This window comes from Streptomyces sp. NPDC051738 (assembly GCF_044453205.1).
Classification (GTDB): Bacteria; Actinomycetota; Actinomycetes; order Streptomycetales; family Streptomycetaceae; genus Streptomyces.
In genome coordinates, this window is the sequence record NZ_JBITCM010000006.1 from 168,527 (window position 1) to 185,968 (window position 17,442).

Below are 17,442 nucleotides of genomic sequence, written 5' to 3' on the forward strand. Positions count from 1 at the left end.
CCGCCCTGCGGCGGTAGTTCACCGCCGACGCAGACGCAGTGCCAGGGCGGCGCCGCCGGTGAGCACCAGCACCGCCGCGGCGCCGCCCGCCAGCATGGGGGTGGACGGGCCCGAGCCGGTGTCCGTGCCGGAGGCAACCGGGGTGCTGTCGCCCTGGGGCCGCGCGGACGCCGGGGTCTTCGACGGCGGTTGCGGCGTACGCTGCTCGACCGCAGGTGAAGGGCTGCCGGCGGTGCCCTTCTCGGGCGCCGCCGACAGACTGCCGTCCGTACGCTTCTCGCCGCTGCCCGGGGAGGCGGCCGGGGAGCCCTCGCCGCCCTGCTCCTTCGTCTCCGGGAACACCACGTCCGAGCACGAGTAGTACGTGTCCGGCGTGCTGCTGTTCTGCCAGATCGTGTACAGCACATGCCGCCCGGCCCGGTCGGACGGCAGCTTCGCCCGGATCCGGTACGCCCCGTCCGTCAGCGCCGGGTCCTTCACCTCCGCGAACGGCCGCTCCGTGAGGTCGGACCAGGTGAGCGGTTGCGTCGGGTCGTAGCCGGGCTTGGTGAGGTAGAGCTTGAAGGTGCCGGTGTGCGGGATCGTCGAGACGTACCGCATGGTCAGGGTGGCGCCAGGGGTCAGCCGGGTCGACGGCCAGTCGGCGCGGGCGAGGTCGAGGCCCCGGTAGGCGGGCAGCCCGCCGCTGCACAGCTCTCCGTCGGGGACGACCTGACGGTCCCGGCCGTTCACGTTCGCGATCCGCAGGTTGTCCCAGGCCGTGAAGGGGGCGCCGTTCGACGCGACCGCCGCCTCGCAGGCCGCCGACCGGGACGCGCTGCCGCCGTCGGGGGAGCAGGCGTACACCCGGCTGACCGGATCCGTCGGCGCGCCGTGCGCATGAGCGGTCCCGGCCGTCCACACCGTGAGCAGCAACGGCGTGACGGCGGCGGCCGCCAGGGCGGTGCGGTGCGATTTCATCCAGGGCATCCGGGACATCCGGAACGTCTCCTCGGCCGGCGTGGGAACGGTCCTCGTGCAGTACGGGAAAAGGGCCCGGCGCGTTCAGTGCGCGACGAACCGGGCAGAGCCCGCTCATACCGGTCAACTCTTCGACGTAGAGGGTGGGTTTCCGGCCTGATCGAGGGTTTCCCCTGTATCCCGATGACCTTTTCTTTGCCTATCGTTCGACCACAGTCGACCCACAGGTGACCCCGAACGGGCCGACGCCCGCGTCCGGCCGGCCGCCGCGCGCCCCGCACTTGCTGCACTGCCCCCCACGCATTCGCTGCACTGCACCCCCCACACGCATGCGCCGCATTGCCCCACCCGCCTTCCGGCGTAACCCCCCGCCGCTTCGAGGACGAAGCGAAGAGACCGCCGCTCCGCGCTGCCCGGAGTACGGCCGGCCACGAAAGGCACACCCTTGCGTACCTCTGCATCCACCAGACGGAAGCTGATATCCGTCGCCGCGGTCTCCGCCGCCCTGTTCACGGCCGCCACCACCGTCGCCGTGGCCCAGGAACCCGCTCCCCGGGAAGCCGCCGTCCCCACGGCGCAGACCGAGGCCGCCCCCGGCGCCACGGCCGAGCGCCTCATCGTCGGCTACAAGTCCGGCGCCGCCGAGGCCAAGTCGAACAAGGCCGCCGAGACCGACGCCGCCGCCAAGGGCAAGGAGGCCGGCGAGGACCTCGACTTCCAGCGCCGCCTCGGCTCCGGCGCCGCCCTCGTCGACCTGGGCGAGAAGCTCACCAAGGCCGACGTCGCCGACGTCGTCGCCGAGTACCAGGCCGACCCGCAGGTCGCCTACGTCGTACCGGACCGGCTGAACAAGCCGCTGGCCACCCCCAACGACACCGAGTACACCAAGCAGTGGGACCTCTTCGAGACCACCGCGGGCATGAACGTGCCAGGTGCCTGGGACGTCGCCACCGGCAGCGGGGTGACCGTCGCCGTGATCGACACCGGTTACGTCTCCCACTCCGACCTCGGCGCCAACATCGTCGCGGGCTACGACTTCATCAGCGACACCGCGGTCTCCAACGACGGCAACGGCCGTGACAGCAACCCGGCCGACACGGGCGACTGGACCACCGACGGCCAGTGCAGCACCGACTGGACGGCCACCACGTCCTCCTGGCACGGCACCCATGTCGCGGGCACCATCGCCGCGGTCACCAACAACAGCAAGGGCGTCGCGGGCATCGCCTACGGTGCGAAGGTCTCCCCGCTGCGGGTCCTCGGCCAGTGCGGCGGCTACGACTCCGACATCATCGACGCCATCACCTGGGCGTCCGGCGGTACGGTCTCCGGTGTCCCGGCGAACACCAACGTCGCCAAGGTCATCAACATGAGCCTCGGCGGCGGCGGTGCGTGCTCGACCGCCACCCAGAGCGCGATCAACGCGGCCGTGAACCGCGGCACCGCGGTCGTCGTCGCGGCGGGCAACAGCAACGCCAACGCGGCCAACTACTCGCCGGCCAGCTGCAACAACGTCATCAGCGTGGCCGCCGCCGACCGGCAGGGGAACCGCTCCTACTACTCCAACTTCGGATCGGTCGTCGACATCGCGGCCCCGGGCGGCGAGACCAACTCCGTCACGGCCAACGGCATCCTGTCCACGCTGAACTCCGGCACGCAGGGCCCGTCCTCCGAGAGCTACGAGTACTACCAGGGCACCAGCATGGCCGCCCCGCACGTCGCGGGTCTGGCCGCGCTGATGAAGTCGGCCAACGCGTCGCTGACCCCGGCGCAGATCGAGTCCGCGATCAAGACCAACTCGCGTACTCTTCCCGGCACTTGCTCCGGTGGCTGCGGTGCGGGCCTCGCGGACGCGGCCAAGACGGTGCAGGCGGTGAGCGGCAGCTCCGGCGGCTCCACGGGGGGCACCACCTTCACCAGCTCGGGCGCACTGTCCGTCCCGGACAACGGCTCGGCCGTCGAGTCCTCCATCACCGTGAGCGGCCGCAGCGGCAACGCCCCCTCGGCCCTCCAGGTCGGCGTGGACATCACCCACACCTACCGCGGTGACCTGGTCATCGACCTGGTGGCCCCGGACGGTTCGACCTACCGTCTGAAGGCCGCCAGCTCCTCGGATTCCGCGGACAACGTCAGCACCACCTACACGGTGAACGCCTCCAGCGAGACCGCCAACGGCACCTGGAAGCTGCGCGTCCAGGACACCGCGGCCGATGACACGGGCAGGCTCAACAGCTGGAAGCTGACCTTCTGAGCCACCCCTGAACACGGGCCCTGAACGGGCGCGTATCACAAGCGGGCGGGCCGGCCGATGCGGATGGGGCATCGGCGGGCCCGCCGTACGTCTGTGTCACTGACGGCCGCCTCCATGCCGGTGACGACCACCTCGGGTGACGACCACCTCGATGACGACCACCGACCGGCCCGACGGAAACCGTCACTCCGGTCGGTGTCGTGTACTCAGCGTGCGGACAGGTCCATGGCTCCGTGCTCGAAGTCCGCCGGGTCGAGAGCGGCCAGGACGCGGACCCCTCGGTCGGGCCTGCGGTCGATGCCGGTGAGCAGGCCCGGCAGCGCGATGCTCGGCAGGAGGTGTCCCCACAACACCGAGATCCGGTCCGCCAGATCAGCCCGGTCGGTCAGCGCCCGCGACATCAACTGGATGCCCGCGAACGCCCCGACCAGCAGCTCCACCGTCTGCCTCGGCTGCACGGTGGGCAGCAACTCGCCCTGGCCACGGGCCTGTTCCAGCACCACCACCAGATGCTCCACCCACTGCCGGAACGGCCCCGAGTGGTCGACGCCGGGCGGGGCGCTCTGGTCCACCGCCAGCCGCACACTTCCCTTGAGCAGCGAGTTGCCGAGCAGCCGCTGCCCGAACACAAAGGTCATGTCGACCAGTTCCTGCAGCTTGCAGGCCTGCGGCGGCACCGCGCCGAGTGCCACCTGCTCGTCCAGCACGGCCTGGGCGAGGGACTCCTTGGACGGGAAGTGGAAATACAGGGCGCCTTTGGTCACATCGGCCCGCTCCAGGACCATCGAGATGGTGGTCGCGGTGTACCCATGCTCGTCGAAGACCGCGCCGGCCGCCTCCAGAATCACTCTCCGCGTCCTGATGGCGCGCTCCTGCCTCGCCATAACCGCCCCTCCGCTGCACCCAGTTGACCCGCGCGCCCGGCGTGCGCCGGAGCGGATTCGGGCACGGCGAGCGACCCGAGGCCGCATTGAAAACAAACCGGTCGCCTCGTACTCTAACGCTCGCGGCACGGGCACCTCGCCGTCCGTCAACCCACACACGGGGGGACCCAAGGAGGGGACGCATGCCTCAACCGCGGCAGCTTGCCACGAACCCGCTCGCCGAGACCTTGACGGTGCCGGACGGCCTGACGGCCACCGTACCCCGCCAGCTCGTCCACCGTGCCTCCGTGGCCGAAACCCTGCTCACCGGCGGAACCAGCACCGACACCGACCGGTTCACCGTCTTCGCCCAGTGGCCGCGCGCTCATCAGTTACACGTGTCTCCGGACCGGTCGGCGTACGAGCCGTTGCTCGTCGCGGAAACGGTCCGCCAGGCCGGCACACTCCTTGCGCACACTGCCTACGAGGTCCCTCTCGGCCACAAGTTCGTGCTCAAGGAAATGCGGTTCAGCACGCACCCCGAGCATCTGGCCGTCGGCTCCGCGCCCGCCGAGCTCGCGATCCACATCACCGTCTCCGACATCGACCGGCGCGGTGGTCGCGTGGCCGGATTCCGCTATGACGCCGACGTTCGGATCGGCGGGGAGCGGGTGGCGACCGCGCACACGGCCGCCACCTGGACCAGCGACGCCGTCTACCGCCGGCTGCGCGGCGGCCGTTCCGCGGCCACCGTGTCGGCGCTGCCCGTCCCGCCGGGTCTGCCGCCCGCCGCAGTGGACCGCGCCCTGCCCGCGGACGTCGTCCTCGCCCCGTCCGGCGACCCCGACCGCTGGCGACTGCGAGTTGATACCGCACATGCTGTTTTCTTCGACCACCCACTCGATCATGTACCCGGCATGCTGCTGCTGGAGGCCGTCCGCCAGGCCGTATCGGCCCGCACCCGCAACGGCCGCCGGACGCCCGTGTCGTTCCGCACCGTGTTCCACCAGTACGCCGAACTCGACCAGCCCATATGGATAGAGGCGGCCGACGGGCGGGAGGCGCACGACGCCGATGTCCAAGTCGTCGGACAGCAGGGGGAATCGACGGTCTTCGAGTGTGAGGTGGGAACCGAGGCGGCGTGAGTTATCTTTGACGGAGAGTAAGAAACAAACGGCATGACCCGTTCTTTTCAGTCCCAGGAGAGTCCAGCCGATGGTGAGGCAGTTACGCGCCGAACAGACCCGCACCACGATCCTCACAGCCGCCGCCGAACTGTTCGACCGTCACGGCTATGAATCGACCAGCCTCAGCGACATCGTCGAGCACGCCCAGGTCACCAAGGGCGCCCTGTACTTCCACTTCGCGGCCAAGGAGGACCTCGCCCAGGCCATCATGGAGCTCCAGTCCAGGGCCTCCCGCCAGGTGGCGAACGAGATGGACGCCCGCGGCCACTCCTCCCTGGAGGCCCTGATCCGCACGACGTTCGGCATCACACGCCTGACCGTCGAGGGCCCGATACCGCGGGCCGGCCTGCGCCTGGCCACCGGGGGAGTGGTGATACGGCCGCCTCTGCGGCACCCCTTCACCGAGCTGCTGGACATCACCACCCGCAGGCTCCACGGCGCCGCCAAGGAGTCCGACATCCATCCGGACGTCGACGTCGATGCCGCGGCCCACTCCCTCGTCTGCTTCTTCGTCGGCACCCGCGTCGTCGGCCGCTCCCTCGAACCCGTCGCGCGCCAGCCCCGCCGGGTGGCCGAGATGTGGCACCTCATGATCCGGGGCCTGGTCCCGGTACCTCGCCGGGCCCGCTATCTCGCCCTCGCGACACAGCTGGAGCGTGAGAACAGAGCCGTATGACGCCCGCGATACGGTGAGGCGCATGCCCGACAGGTCCGACACTCCGCTCGCGCCCGTGCTCCTCGCCGACGAACCCGGCTCGTTCCCGCACAGCGTGCTCGCCGAACGGCATCCCGCGATCATCCGGCAGGTACGGGAGTCCTTCCCGTACGACCCCGAGCGGCACCGCGCGCTGGACGCGCTCCTCGCGAGCTGCGCCAAGGGCGTGATCGAACCGCTCCCCGCCGACGCGCACGACCGCGGCCGCTGGACGGCATGGGGCGCCGACGCGTACACCGGCCGGTCCTGGTTCGACGTACCGTGGCTGTGGTCGGAGAGTTACTTCTACCGCCAACTCCTCGAAGCCGTGGGCTACTTCACCCCCGGCCCCTGGCAGGGCATCGATCCCTTCCGCCCCTCCAAGCTGGCCGAGCTCGACGCCCCGGAGACCGACGAGGAACTGGCCGCCCTCGACTCCCTCGCGGACCGGCCCGCCGACGAGCAGGACCGGGCGCTGCTGCACGGCTCCCTGTGGGGCAACCGCGCCGACCTCGGCTTCCGACTGTCGGACGCCGGGCACGGCGAGACATCCTCGGACACCCCGCCCCTGGTCGCCGACGACAGCGAGACCCTTTGGTCCCTCCTCCCGCCCTCCGGCGCCGCCACCCTGTGCCTGATCGCCGACAACGCGGGCCGCGAACTCGTCCCCGACCTGCTACTCATCGCCCACCTCCTCACCGAGGGACGCGTCGGGCGGGCCGTCCTCCACATCAAGCCGTACCCCTACTACGTCTCCGACGCCACGCATGCCGACGTACTCGACGCCCTGCGCCGGCTGACGGCGGCACCGGGCGCGGCGGCGACGTACGGACACACCCTGTGGTCGGCGATGACCGACGGCCGCCTCGTCGTCCGCGCGCACCCCTTCTCCAGTGGCCCGCTGCCGTTCGCGGAGATGCCCGGCGACCTCCGCGAGGAGCTGGCCACGGCCACCCTCACCATCGTCAAGGGCGACCTCAACTACCGCCGTCTCGTCGGCGACCGACTCTGGCCGCCGACCACGCCGTTCACCGAGGTCACCGCGCATTTCCCCGGACCGGTCGCCGCCCTGCGGACGTTGAAGTCCGACGTGATCACCGGTCTTGACGCCCGCACCGAGGCGGCGCTGGTCGAGGCGGAGGGGCAGAAGTGGCGGACCGGTGGGACGCATGCGCTGATCCAGGTGCGGACGTGATCATCGTGGGGCGCGCAGGGCTCAAGTGATGTGTATCGGGAGCGACTTGAGTCCGTTGATGAAGTTCGACACCAGACGCCTGGGTGCGCCCGCCGTCCGCAGTTCGGGCAGGACCCGCAGGGCCTCCCGGTAGAGCACCCGCAGCTGGAGCCGCGCGAAGTGCGCCCCCATGCAGACGTGCGGGCCGTCGCCGAAGGAGACGTGGGGGTTCGGGGTGCGGGACAGATCCAGCCGGTCCGGGTCGGCGAAGACCCGTTCGTCGCGGTTGGCGGAGGCGTGGAAGACGACCACCTTGTCACCCGCGCGGATACGACGGCCGGCCAGCTCCGTGTCCTGCGCGGCGGTGCGGCGGAAGGTGAGGACCGGGGGGTGCCAGCGCAGTAACTCATCGACGGCGGAGGTGAGTTCGACGCTTCCGATGCGTAGGCGATCGTACGCCTCCGGGTGCTCGGCGAGGGTGAGCAACCCGCCCGGTGCCGCGCTGCGGACGGTGTCGTTGCCCGCGACCGTGAGCAGGAAGAAGAACATCTCCAGCTCGGCTCGGAAGAGTTCGGCGTCGTGGGCGAGCGTCGTCATCACGTCGTCGTCGGGGTACCGCCGCTTGTGCGCGGCCAGCTGCTGGGCGTACCCGAACATGTCCCGCAGCATCGCGGGCGACCGTGGATTGACCGGCTTGCCCGCCGGGTCCAGCACCTGCGGACCCGCCTCGTCGGGGTCCTGGTAGCCGATGACCCGCTGCGTCCAGTGCAGCAGCAGCCTGCGATCGGCCTCCGGCACGCCGAGCAGGTCGGCGAGGTTGAGCAGGGCGTAGTCGTCGGTGACGGTGGAGACCAGGTCGACGGTGCCGTCCGAGGCGCGGGCTTCATCCAGGGCGTGTGCGAGGAGCGTGCGCGCGCGGTCCTGCGCGACCTTGGCGAAACGATCGATGCGTCCGGGAGTGAAGGCCCGGCTGACCAGTCGCCTCAGGCGCCCGTGCCCCGGAGGGTCCTGATTGAGCATCATGCGGCGGATGAACGGCAGGTCGTCCGGGTCGGGGTCGCGGATCTGGGTGGCGCCGATGTACGAGGAGTACGTCGCCGAGTCCTTGAGCACCCGCACCACGTCCGCGTGCCGGGTCACCGCCCAGAACCCGGGCCCGGCGGGCCAGCCCAGCACCTCGGGCTCGTCCTGCCGGGCCACGGGGTGGTGGTCGCGCAGGACGCGATAGGCGTCGTACGGGACTCCGGTGGCGTACTGACGGGGGTCGAAGACGTCCGGGACGGGGGGTGCGTGGTGGACGGTCACGCCTGCCCGCCCTTCGCGATGAGGGTCCTCCTGCTCGAACGAAGCAGGCAGTGGGAGAGTCCGGTGAAGGAGGTCATGCGACCAAGGTGGCGTATATCGGTGAAGGCCGACAGATGGATGCGTCCGGGTTGGTGTGCTGACCGTGCTGACCGTCGTGGTTCCGGCGGGTCGGCTGTCGTTCATCGTTCACGGATCCCCTGTGGTGATCATGACAAATTCTTGGTAGTCATGTCGCTATGCCGTTACGTCAATTGCGCTCGGGAACGAGGTCAGCGGCGGCCGCCGCGGCCACCGTCATGCTGGTGGCACTCACGGGCTGCGGCGACGGCGAGGACTCCTCGTCCGGGGCGGAGGGGCGGGAGACCGTCACGGTGGCCGCCCTGCCGCTGATCGACTGTGTCGCCCTCTACATCGCGCGGGACCGCGGCCTTTTCGAGAAAGAGGGCCTCGACGTCCGTATCCAGCAGGTCCAGCAGAGCCTTCAGGCGCTGCCGGCCCTGGCCAAGGGACAGATCGACATGGTCGCGAGCGCGAACTACGTGACCTACATGCAGGCCCATGAGAAGGGCACCCTCGACATCCGGATCGTCGCCGAGGCGATCAGGGCCGCCCCGCGCATGATGGAGGTCCTGGTGTCCAAGGACTCGGACATCAAGACCGTCGCCGATCTGGAGGGCAAGAAGCTCGCGGTCAACGTCCTCAACAACGTCCAGTCGCTCACCTTCGACGAGATCCTCGCGAAACAGGGCGTCGGCCGTCCCGTCTACCGGGCGATTCCCTTCCCGCAGATGGGCGCCGCCCTGGACAAGGGCCAGGTCGACGCCGTGCACGCGGTCGAGCCCTACGACAGCGCCATTCAGGACGAGCTGAAGGCCAGGGTCCTCATCGACGGCTCGTCCGCGCCGGTGGAGGCCATCCCGCTCAGCGGATACGTCAGCACCAGCAAGTACGCCGACGGGAACGGCAAGACGCTGGCCGCGTTCCAGCGGGCCATCAAGGCAGCCGTGCGGATCGCCGAGGAGGACCCGTCCGTCGTGCGCGAGACCCTGCCGACCTACACCAAGGTGACCGAGAAGCAGGCCGAGTCGATCGATCTGCCCGTCTTTCCGCCCACGATGGACGCCACGCAGCTCAAGCGGCTGACCGACCTCATGGAGAAGCACGGGATGCTGAAGAAACCGATCGATCCGGCGACGTTGCTGGCCAAGTGACGTGACGTGAAAGGCCGTCAGGAGCAGCTGCTGCTGGGCGCTTTGGGGGTGCTGCTGGCTTTCGGTGCCTGCGAGGCCGTCTCCCGTGCGGGTCTGGTGCGGCGCAGCTATCTGCCGCCCGCGTCCGAAGTCCTCGTCCGCGCCGTGGAGTTGGCGGGCGACACGGTGTTCCTGGACGGCATCGCCGCGACGTTGCGCGCCTGGGTGCTCGGTCTCGCCCTGGCGTGCGCGATCGCCGTTCCGGTCGGGCTCGTCCTCGGGAGTGTGCCGGTCGTCGCCGCCGCGGTGCGGGCGATCGTCGAGTTCCTGCGGCCGTTGCCGTCCGTCGCGCTGATCCCGCTGGTCTCCCTGCTCCTCGGATCGGGGACCGAGACCAAGGTCGCGCTGGTGACGTACGCGTCCGTCTGGCCGATCCTCTTCAACACCATCTACGGCCTCGGCGAGACCGACCCCCTCGCCAAGGACACCCTCCGCGCCTTCGGCTTCGGCCGCTTCTCCGTCCTCCTGCGCGTCGAACTACCGGGCACGGCCCCCTTCATCGCCGCCGGCATCCGCATCTCGGCCGCCGTCGCCCTCATCCTCGCCGTCGCCACGGAGATCCTCTCCGGCTTCGGCGAGGGCCTCGGCATCTTCATCGCCCAGGCGGGGCTGGCCACGGACGGGACGCGGGACGTGCTGGCGGGGGTGGTGTGGGCGGGGGTTCTGGGGCTGGTCATCAACGGGGTGCTGGAGTGGGGGGAGCGGCGGTTGTTTCCTTGGACGCCGGGGCGGCGGGGTGTGGGGTGACGGGGTGGGCGTGTGGCGTTCCGTGCGGGGTGACCAGGTGGGTGCGTGGCCGTCGGTGTGGGGTGGGTACGTGGCGTTCGGTGCGGGTCGGTCGTGTGACGCGCGTGTGCCTGAGCTCCCCGCGTCGCGCCGTGAGGAGCGCTGAATGAACCAGCCCCGCGGCACCGCGTCCCGAGCCGCATCCGGATCCGGATCGGGATCCGCCGGAGCTCCTGACCGACGGTCGGCAGCCACGCGCCGGGTCTTCGCACCGTCGCCTCTGCGCCGCGCCCTCGCCCCCGCCGCCGTACGCCACGCCCTCCTGCGCTGGACCGTCCTCGCGCTCGCCGTGGCCGTCTGGCAGGTGGCCGCCGGGGCGCACGGGAGCGTCTACTTCCCGCCGCCCGCCGAGATCGCGCGGCATGCCGGGGATCTGTGGTTCTCGGGTCCCGTGCGGCACGTCTTCCTCACCGAGGCCGCCGTCGCCGACATCCTGCCGAGCCTCGGCCGGATGGCCACCGGGTTCGCTCTCGCCGCCGTCGCCGGGATCGCCCTCGGCGTCGCGGTGGGCCGCTCGCGGCGCGCGTACGCCCTGTGCAACCCGGTCCTGCAGTTCGCCCGTGCCGTCCCGCCGCCCGCCCTGGTCCCCGTCTTCGTGGTGATCTTCGACTTCGGTGCGCCGATGCAGATCGCGTCGATCGTCTTCAGCGCCGTCTGGCCGGTGCTGATCAACACCGCCGAAGGCGCCCGCGACACCGACCCGCTCCGCCTTGAGGTCGCCGCTGTCCTGCGCCTCACCCCGGCCGAACGGCTCCGCTTCCTCATCCTGCCCTCCGCCCTGCCCCGCATCTTCGCGGGCCTGCGCCTGAGCCTCTCGCTCTCCCTCATCCTCATGGTCTTCTCGGAGCTGCTGCCGGGCACGGCCAACGGCATCGGCTTCACGCTCACCGACGCCCAGTCCCGCTCCGACCTGCTCACCGTCTGGGCGGCGCTGGCCCTGCTCGGCGCCCTCGGCTATCTCCTCAACACCGGCCTGCTGGCGGTCGAGAAACGGCTCGTCGGAAGAGGGAGGACCACGACCGTATGACCCGTACGCCCCCCACCACCTCCGCCCAGGGACAGCCATGCTCCGCCTAGACGCGGTCGGCCAGCACTACGGCGACCACCAGGTACTGCACGACATCACCCTCACCGTGCCGGACGGCCAACTCCTGTGCGTCGTGGGCCCGTCCGGCTGCGGCAAGTCCACCTTGCTGCGCACCGTCGCGGGCCTGCTGCCGGCGTACGACGGCACGATCACCCTGGACGGCACACCCGTGCGCGGCGTCCCCGACAACCTGGCCGTGGTCTTCCAGGACTACGCCCGCTCCCTCTACCCCTGGCTCACGGTCCGCGAGAACGTGGCGCTTCCCCTGCGCCGCAGGGGCCTGCCGCGAGCGGAACGCCGGGCCCAGGCCGACCGCATCCTGGCCCGGGTCGGCCTCACCGACACCGCCCGGCGTCATCCCTGGCAGCTCTCGGGCGGCATGCAGCAACGCGTGGCGATCGCCCGCGCTCTGGTCTGCCGCCCCTCCCTCCTCCTCATGGACGAACCCTTCGGCTCCCTGGACGCCCAGACCCGCGAGGACCTGGAGGACCTCCTCCTGGAGGTCCACCGCACGGACGGCGCGACGATCGTCTTCGTCACCCACGACATCGACGAGAGCGTGTACCTGGGCGACCGGGTCGTCGTCCTCTCCCCGGGGCCCGGCTCCAAGGTCGTCCTGGACCTCCCGGTCGAACTCCCCGGCGCCCGGGACCAGATCACGACCCGGGGCCTGGCGGAGTTCGTCACGTTGAGGTCGGAGGTGGGGCGGGCGGTGCGCAACCGGTAGGCCGTCAGCCAACGCGCACGTCCTGCCACACCAGCCGGTGGTCGGACGTCGGAACCGTCTTCCCGTCCCCGACCAGGCGGTACAACGGGTCGTCGGACGTCGGCCAGAAGACGCCGTTCGCGCCCGGTATCAGGCCCTTGGACGGCAGGACGTAGTCGACGCGCAGGTTCCCGGGAGCGGTGTCGCCGAAGTCGGAGGTGTCGTACGCCGGGTTGCCGGTGTGCGAGGCGTTGGCGCCGCCCTGGAGCCTCGCGGCCTCCACGCCGCCCGCGCTGGACGGCGGGGTGGCCGGGAGATTCACCGCCGGGTGGTCGAGCAGCTGCCGTATGGCGTGGTCGTAGCTGTCGCCGTCGTACGGATCGGCGTTGTTGTCGCCCGCGATCACGAACCGCGCCCCGGGCCGCAGCCCGCCGCACACGCCCTTGTCGTCGTAGAGGTACGAGCTGCGCCGGCGCCCGCCGATGTAGTCGGCCCAGAGCCGGATCTCGTCGTGGTTGCGCCGTCCGTTGCGGTCCTCGGTGCCGTCGAAGGTGGGCGGCGTCGGGTGCGACACCAGGAAGTGCACGGTGGAGTGCCCGATCCGCACCGGCACGTCCCAGTGGCTCTTCGACGACAGCCGCAGGATCGCGCGGGCCTCGTCGCCGTAGTAGCCCGGCGGCATGATGTGGCCCGGCATGTCCTTCCACAGGAAACGCTGGAAGGTGCGCACCGCGCGCGTGTCGATCGGGTACTTCGACAGCACGACCATGCCGTACTGCCCCGGGAACCAGCCGTAGCCGTAGGCGTCCTGCCCGTACGCGTCCGAACCGGGCGTCGTCACGGCGCCGTTCTTCCCGTCGAGGTCCACGCCGGTGGCGACGCCCGTGTTCACCGGGCCGGTGAAGTGGTACGGGTAGCGGACCGGCTTCGCCCCGCTCTGGCCGACGGCCAGGTAGTTGCGCAGGAACAGGCGGGCCGCTCTGCCCTGCTCGTCGTAGTCGAACTCGTTGATCAGCAGGATGTCCGGGTCGACGCGCTGGATGGTCTCGGCGGCGTTGCGCGCCTGGGCGTTGTCCGGCGTGGACAGGTCGGTGATCAGCCCGCCCTGGGCGGAGCGGTTCAGCGAGGCGTTGAAGGTGGCGAACCGAACGGACCGGCGGCCGTGCCGCTCGGCCGCCGCTGCGGGGAACGCCGCGGTCGTGGCCAGCGCCGCCCCGGCGAGGGAGGCCAGCGCGGTGCGGCGGGAGAGGGATCCGGTGTGGTTCATCGCGACTCCGGTACGGGAGGTGGACACAGGGGACAAAACAAGGGGGACAAAACAGGGCGGACAAAACAGGGGGACACATGAAGCTCGGACAGCGTGAGGCTCGAAAAGTCTGCGCGCGTAGAGGTGAACGCCACAAGGCCCGGCGAGAACTCCCGGATTCATCCGTGATTCACGCGATGGTGTGATCATGTGCGGCGCCGTGGATGCCTGTGGAAGCCCGGGGGTAGGGCCGGGCCATGACGCAACAGCCCTTCGAACTCCCGCACTTCTACATGCCGTATCCCGCGCGGCTGAACCCACATGTCGACGAGGCACGCGCCCATTCGACCGAGTGGGCGCGCGAGATGGGAATGCTGGAGGGATCCGGGGTCTGGGAGCAGACCGACCTGGACGCGCACGACTACGGCCTGCTCTGCGCCTACACCCACCCCGAGTGTGACGCCGAGGCTCTCTCCCTCATCACCGACTGGTACGTGTGGGTCTTCTTCTTCGACGACCACTTCCTGGAGACCTTCAAGCGCACCCAGGACCGCGTCGGCGGCAAGGCCTATCTGGACAGGCTCCCACTCTTCATGCCGATGGACCTGTCGACCCCGATGCCCGAGCCGCAGAACCCGGTCGAGGCCGGGCTCGCCGACCTGTGGACGCGTACGGTGCCCGCGATGTCGGCCGACTGGCGCCGCCGGTTCGCGGTCGCCACCGAGCACCTCCTCAACGAGTCCCTGTGGGAGCTGTCCAACATCAACGAGGGGCGCATCGCCAACCCCGTCGAGTACATCGAGATGCGCCGCAAGGTGGGCGGTGCCCCCTGGTCGTCGGGCCTGGTGGAGTACGTGAGGGCTGAAGTCCCCGCGTCCGTCGCCGAGTCGAGGCCGATCAGGGTCCTGATGGAGACATTCTCCGACGCCGTGCACCTGCGCAACGACCTGTTCTCCTACCAGCGCGAGGTCGAGGACGAGGGCGAACTCAGCAACGGCGTCCTGGTGCTGGAGAAGTTCTTCGGCTGCACCACCCAGGAGGCCGCCGACACCGTCAACGACGTCCTCACCTCCCGGCTCCACCAGTTCGAGCACACCGCCCTCACCGAAGTGCCCGCCGTGGCGCTGGAGAAGGGGCTCACCCCGCAGGAGGCCGCGGCGGTCGCGGCGTACACCCAGGGGCTGCAGGACTGGCAGTCGGGCGGCCACGAGTGGCACATGCGCTCCAGCCGGTACATGAACGAGCGCGCCGAACCCACCAGCCCCTGGCGGGGCCTCACCGGTCCCGGCACCTCCGCCGCCGACATCGGCGCGCTGCTCGCCTCGGCGGGCGCGGAACGCCTGCGCGCCTACACCCACGTGCCGTTCCAGAAGGTCGGCCCGTCCCGACTGCCCGACTTCTACATGCCGTTCCAGGTGGAGCTCAGCCCGCACCTGAACGACGCCCGCCCCCGCCTCACCGAGTGGATGCACCGCATGGGCATGCTCCAGGAGGGCGTCTGGGACGAGGACAAGCTCGCCGCCTACGACCTACCGCTGTGCTCGGCCGGCATCGACCCGGACGCCACACCGGAGGCCCTCGACCTCAGTGCCCAGTGGCTCGCCTGGGGCACCTACGGCGACGACTACTACCCCCTCGTCTTCGGTAACCGCCGTGACCTGGCCGCCGCACGGCTGACCACGCAGCGTCTGTCGGCGTGCATGCCCCTCGACGGCGAGTCGGCCACCGTCCCGCTCAACGCCATGGAGCGCGGACTCATCGACCTGTGGGCGCGTACGACGGCGCAGATGACACCCGGCGAGCAGCGCACCCTGAAGGACTCGGTGGACGTCATGACCGAGAGCTGGGTCTGGGAGCTGTCCAACCAGATCCAGAACCGCATCCCCGACCCCGTCGACTACCTGGAGATGCGCCGCGCCACCTTCGGCTCCGACCTCACCCTCAGCCTGTGCCGGATGGGCCACGGCCCCGCCATCCCGCCGGAGGTGTACCGCAGCGGCCCCGTCCGCTCGCTGGAGAACGCCGCCATCGACTACGCCTGCCTCCTCAACGACGTCTTCTCGTACCAGAAGGAGATCGAGTACGAGGGCGAGATCCACAACGCGATCCTCGTCGTGCAGAACTTCTTCGGCATCGACTACCCGAGCGCGCTGGAGGTCGTCCACGACCTGATGACCCAGCGCATGCAGCAGTTCGAGCATGTGGCCGCCCACGAACTCCCCATCGTCTACGAGGACTTCCGGCTCTCGAACGAGGCTCGGGAGATCATGGGCAACTATGTGGTCGACCTCCAGAACTGGTTGGCGGGCATCCTGAACTGGCACCAGAAGGTCGACCGCTACAAGGCCGAGTACCTGGCCCGCCGCGCCCACGGCTTCCTGCCGGACCGCCCGCCGGCGGTGCCGGTCCTCAGCTGACGTCGCGTACCCGCGCCACTGCCTCCTCGGCGAGCTCACTTACGGTCTTCGCGGCGTCCTCCGGGAGCTCGCCGAGTATCGCGTCGGCGGCCGTGAGGAGTGTGCGGGCTTCCTCCGGTTGGCCCGCGTCGGCCAGGGCGCGGGTCAGCCTGTAGTGCTCTTTGGCCATGAAGCGGCCGAGGCTCCCGCATTGCCAGTTACGCAGGGAGTCGTCCTCCGAGGTCGCGAGGTTTTCGCGCAGAGCCGCCAAGGTCCGTACGGCTTGCGGTAGTTGGCCGACCGCACGCTCCAGGCGGGCCTGGTCGAGTCGGGCCACCGCCCGGTTCTTCGCCCCCTCCCGCAACGAGGCGTACAGGCGCTGGGCGCGCAGTGCCTGGATGCGGTCGCCGAGCCCTTCGAAGTCGTGCGCCAGCGCGCGCAGCGGGGCGGTGGTCAACTCCCGCGGTGCGTCCGGCCGGCGGAGTCTGCTCTGGTCCATGGCGAACTCGTCGAGACGGCGGATCAGCGCGACCCTGGCGAGCTCGGTCATGCCCTGGTCGCGGGCGAGGCCGGTCCATGTGTCCACTGGTTCGTCCGCGGGATCCGTACCGAACAGCGACTCGTCGAGCTCCTTCGCCCACTCCCGCAACGCGTCCGCACTCGCCCCGGGTTCGGGCATTCCGCCGAGGCCGCACCAGGTGTCGTAGGTCGTCTCGCGCACCTCGTACAACAGGGGCAGGTCCGCCACCTGCCCGCGCAGCCCCACCAGCACCGCGGCGAGCCGCAGTTCGTCCGTCATCGAGGACTTCGCCTCGTGCCGCAGCAGATGCCGCAGCACCTCCAGGTCGCCCTCGGCGCGGTCGAACTGCGCGGCCCGCAGGGCGAGTCGACGCCGTACGGGATCCTCGGCCACCGCGTCCCATACCGCGCGGTCGCCCGCCCGCAGCAGGGCGAGGTCGGCGCGGCCAGTCGCGAGCACCGGCTCCCACAGGGGAGGACCCGGCGGACCGAGCACCTCGTATGCGCACCCCTCGTCGGCGTTCAGCAGCACGAAGTCCGGCTCGGTGCGCAGAAGTGCGGCCTGCCGCATCGCTTCGAGCTCGGCCGTCGAGCGCTCCGGAAAGCCCAGCGCGGCGCGCAGCTCAGCCCGAGCCTCATCGAGACCAGGACGCTGGTGGAATTCCTCCTCGTCGCCTGCGCTTTCCTCGTCCTCCCCGCCTTCCGCCAGCCCGATCATGATCTCCAGTGCCTCGTCGACACCGGAGCCGATGATCCCGGCGCCGCCCTCAGAATCGGCGTACAACACCGAGCCGTCCGCGCACACGAAGTACGTACCGCCGGTGTCGTCCCCGGCCACCACCTCCAGCGGGCCGCCCGAGGCGAGGCGGACCTCCTCGACGTGGCCGTGTGCCGCGCGGGCCAGGTCGAAGTTGAAGGGGAAGGCGGCCAGTTCGGCCAGGCGGGGATTCTGCCGGAGCAGCCGCAGCGCGTGATCGGTCATGTCACAGAACGTAACAGCGGCCACTGACAACGGACT

14 protein-coding genes are annotated in these 17,442 nt (G+C 70.4%); 9 read left to right on the top strand and 5 right to left on the bottom strand.

The features are described from left to right. Nucleotides 1–18 precede the first annotated feature (18 nt). Nucleotides 19–969, bottom strand: a complete 951-nt coding sequence (locus tag ACIA8X_RS16320; protein ID WP_399458642.1) for a lytic polysaccharide monooxygenase — start codon at nt 967–969, stop codon at nt 19–21. Between the two features lie 436 nt (nt 970–1,405). Between ACIA8X_RS16320 and ACIA8X_RS16325 the strand changes: the two genes are divergently transcribed. Further along, nucleotides 1,406–3,211, top strand: a complete 1,806-nt coding sequence (locus ACIA8X_RS16325) for a S8 family peptidase (protein WP_399458521.1) — start codon at nt 1,406–1,408, stop codon at nt 3,209–3,211. A 206-nt stretch (nt 3,212–3,417) separates the two neighbouring features. Here ACIA8X_RS16325 and ACIA8X_RS16330 read toward each other — a convergent pair whose 3' ends face one another. Further along, complete coding sequence (locus tag ACIA8X_RS16330) at nt 3,418–4,095, bottom strand: ScbR family autoregulator-binding transcription factor (RefSeq protein WP_399458522.1); 678 nt, start codon at nt 4,093–4,095, stop codon at nt 3,418–3,420. 182 nt (nt 4,096–4,277) lie between these two features. Here ACIA8X_RS16330 and ACIA8X_RS16335 point away from each other — a divergent pair, with 182 nt between their 5' ends. From ACIA8X_RS16335 to ACIA8X_RS16345, 3 genes are all read left to right on the top strand, one after another. Continuing rightward, entirely contained in the window at nt 4,278–5,219 is a 942-nt protein-coding gene (locus ACIA8X_RS16335) for a ScbA/BarX family gamma-butyrolactone biosynthesis protein (protein WP_399458523.1), read from the top strand. A gap of 70 nt (nt 5,220–5,289) precedes the next feature. Further along, nucleotides 5,290–5,937, top strand: coding sequence for a ScbR family autoregulator-binding transcription factor (locus tag ACIA8X_RS16340; RefSeq protein ID WP_399458524.1), 648 nt, complete (start codon nt 5,290–5,292; stop codon nt 5,935–5,937). 22 nt (nt 5,938–5,959) lie between these two features. Continuing rightward, nucleotides 5,960–7,150 carry a damage-control phosphatase ARMT1 family protein gene (locus ACIA8X_RS16345; RefSeq protein ID WP_393447614.1) on the top strand — a complete coding sequence of 397 codons (1,191 nt, stop codon included), beginning with the start codon at nt 5,960–5,962 and terminating at the stop codon, nt 7,148–7,150. A 21-nt stretch (nt 7,151–7,171) separates the two neighbouring features. On the opposite strand, the gene ACIA8X_RS16350 is transcribed toward ACIA8X_RS16345, so the two are convergent. After that, on the bottom strand, nt 7,172–8,434 hold the full coding sequence (locus tag ACIA8X_RS16350; protein WP_399458525.1) for a cytochrome P450: 1,263 nt from the start codon (nt 8,432–8,434) through the stop codon (nt 7,172–7,174). Between the two features lie 296 nt (nt 8,435–8,730). On the opposite strand from ACIA8X_RS16350, the gene ACIA8X_RS16355 reads away from it, so the two are divergent. From ACIA8X_RS16355 to ACIA8X_RS16370, 4 genes are all read left to right on the top strand, one after another. Next, complete coding sequence (locus ACIA8X_RS16355) at nt 8,731–9,645, top strand: ABC transporter substrate-binding protein (RefSeq protein ID WP_399458526.1); 915 nt, start codon at nt 8,731–8,733, stop codon at nt 9,643–9,645. Nucleotides 9,646–9,651: 6 nt separating this feature from the next. Continuing rightward, entirely contained in the window at nt 9,652–10,431 is a 780-nt protein-coding gene (locus ACIA8X_RS16360) for an ABC transporter permease (RefSeq protein WP_393447618.1), read from the top strand. 145 nt (nt 10,432–10,576) lie between these two features. Then, complete coding sequence (locus tag ACIA8X_RS16365; protein WP_393447620.1) at nt 10,577–11,497, top strand: ABC transporter permease; 921 nt, start codon at nt 10,577–10,579, stop codon at nt 11,495–11,497. A 37-nt stretch (nt 11,498–11,534) separates the two neighbouring features. Then, complete coding sequence (locus ACIA8X_RS16370; RefSeq protein WP_393447622.1) at nt 11,535–12,284, top strand: ABC transporter ATP-binding protein; 750 nt, start codon at nt 11,535–11,537, stop codon at nt 12,282–12,284. 4 nt (nt 12,285–12,288) lie between these two features. Here the strand turns inward: ACIA8X_RS16370 and ACIA8X_RS16375 are convergent, their stop codons facing one another. Further along, the gene (locus ACIA8X_RS16375; RefSeq protein WP_393447624.1) at nt 12,289–13,530 is read right to left on the bottom strand and encodes an endonuclease/exonuclease/phosphatase family protein; all 1,242 of its coding nucleotides are present in this window, start codon (nt 13,528–13,530) and stop codon (nt 12,289–12,291) included. Between the two features lie 236 nt (nt 13,531–13,766). Between ACIA8X_RS16375 and cyc2 the strand changes: the two genes are divergently transcribed. Further along, complete coding sequence (cyc2, locus tag ACIA8X_RS16380) at nt 13,767–15,926, top strand: germacradienol/geosmin synthase Cyc2 (RefSeq protein ID WP_393447626.1); 2,160 nt, start codon at nt 13,767–13,769, stop codon at nt 15,924–15,926. Here the strand turns inward: cyc2 and ACIA8X_RS16385 are convergent. Further along, nucleotides 15,919–17,406: a hypothetical protein gene (locus ACIA8X_RS16385; RefSeq protein WP_393447628.1), complete on the bottom strand. Its 1,488-nt coding sequence runs from the start codon at nt 17,404–17,406 to the stop codon at nt 15,919–15,921. The genes cyc2 and ACIA8X_RS16385 overlap by 8 nt on opposite strands. Nucleotides 17,407–17,442 lie beyond the last annotated feature (36 nt).

Bases quoted from the DNA above. Each gene is read 5' to 3' on its own strand.
- ACIA8X_RS16320 (WP_399458642.1), bottom strand. From the start codon at position 969: ATGCCCTGGATGAAATCGCACCGCACCGCCCTGGCGGCCGCCGCCGTC.
- ACIA8X_RS16330 (WP_399458522.1), bottom strand. From the start codon at position 4,095: ATGGCGAGGCAGGAGCGCGCCATCAGGACGCGGAGAGTGATTCTGGAG.
- ACIA8X_RS16335 (WP_399458523.1), top strand. From the start codon at position 4,278: ATGCCTCAACCGCGGCAGCTTGCCACGAACCCGCTCGCCGAGACCTTG.
- ACIA8X_RS16340 (WP_399458524.1), top strand. From the start codon at position 5,290: ATGGTGAGGCAGTTACGCGCCGAACAGACCCGCACCACGATCCTCACA.
- ACIA8X_RS16345 (WP_393447614.1), top strand. From the start codon at position 5,960: ATGCCCGACAGGTCCGACACTCCGCTCGCGCCCGTGCTCCTCGCCGAC.
- ACIA8X_RS16355 (WP_399458526.1), top strand. From the start codon at position 8,731: ATGCTGGTGGCACTCACGGGCTGCGGCGACGGCGAGGACTCCTCGTCC.
- ACIA8X_RS16365 (WP_393447620.1), top strand. From the start codon at position 10,577: ATGAACCAGCCCCGCGGCACCGCGTCCCGAGCCGCATCCGGATCCGGA.
- ACIA8X_RS16370 (WP_393447622.1), top strand. From the start codon at position 11,535: ATGCTCCGCCTAGACGCGGTCGGCCAGCACTACGGCGACCACCAGGTA.
- ACIA8X_RS16375 (WP_393447624.1), bottom strand. From the start codon at position 13,530: ATGAACCACACCGGATCCCTCTCCCGCCGCACCGCGCTGGCCTCCCTC.
- cyc2 (WP_393447626.1), top strand. From the start codon at position 13,767: ATGACGCAACAGCCCTTCGAACTCCCGCACTTCTACATGCCGTATCCC.
- ACIA8X_RS16385 (WP_393447628.1), bottom strand. From the start codon at position 17,406: ATGACCGATCACGCGCTGCGGCTGCTCCGGCAGAATCCCCGCCTGGCC.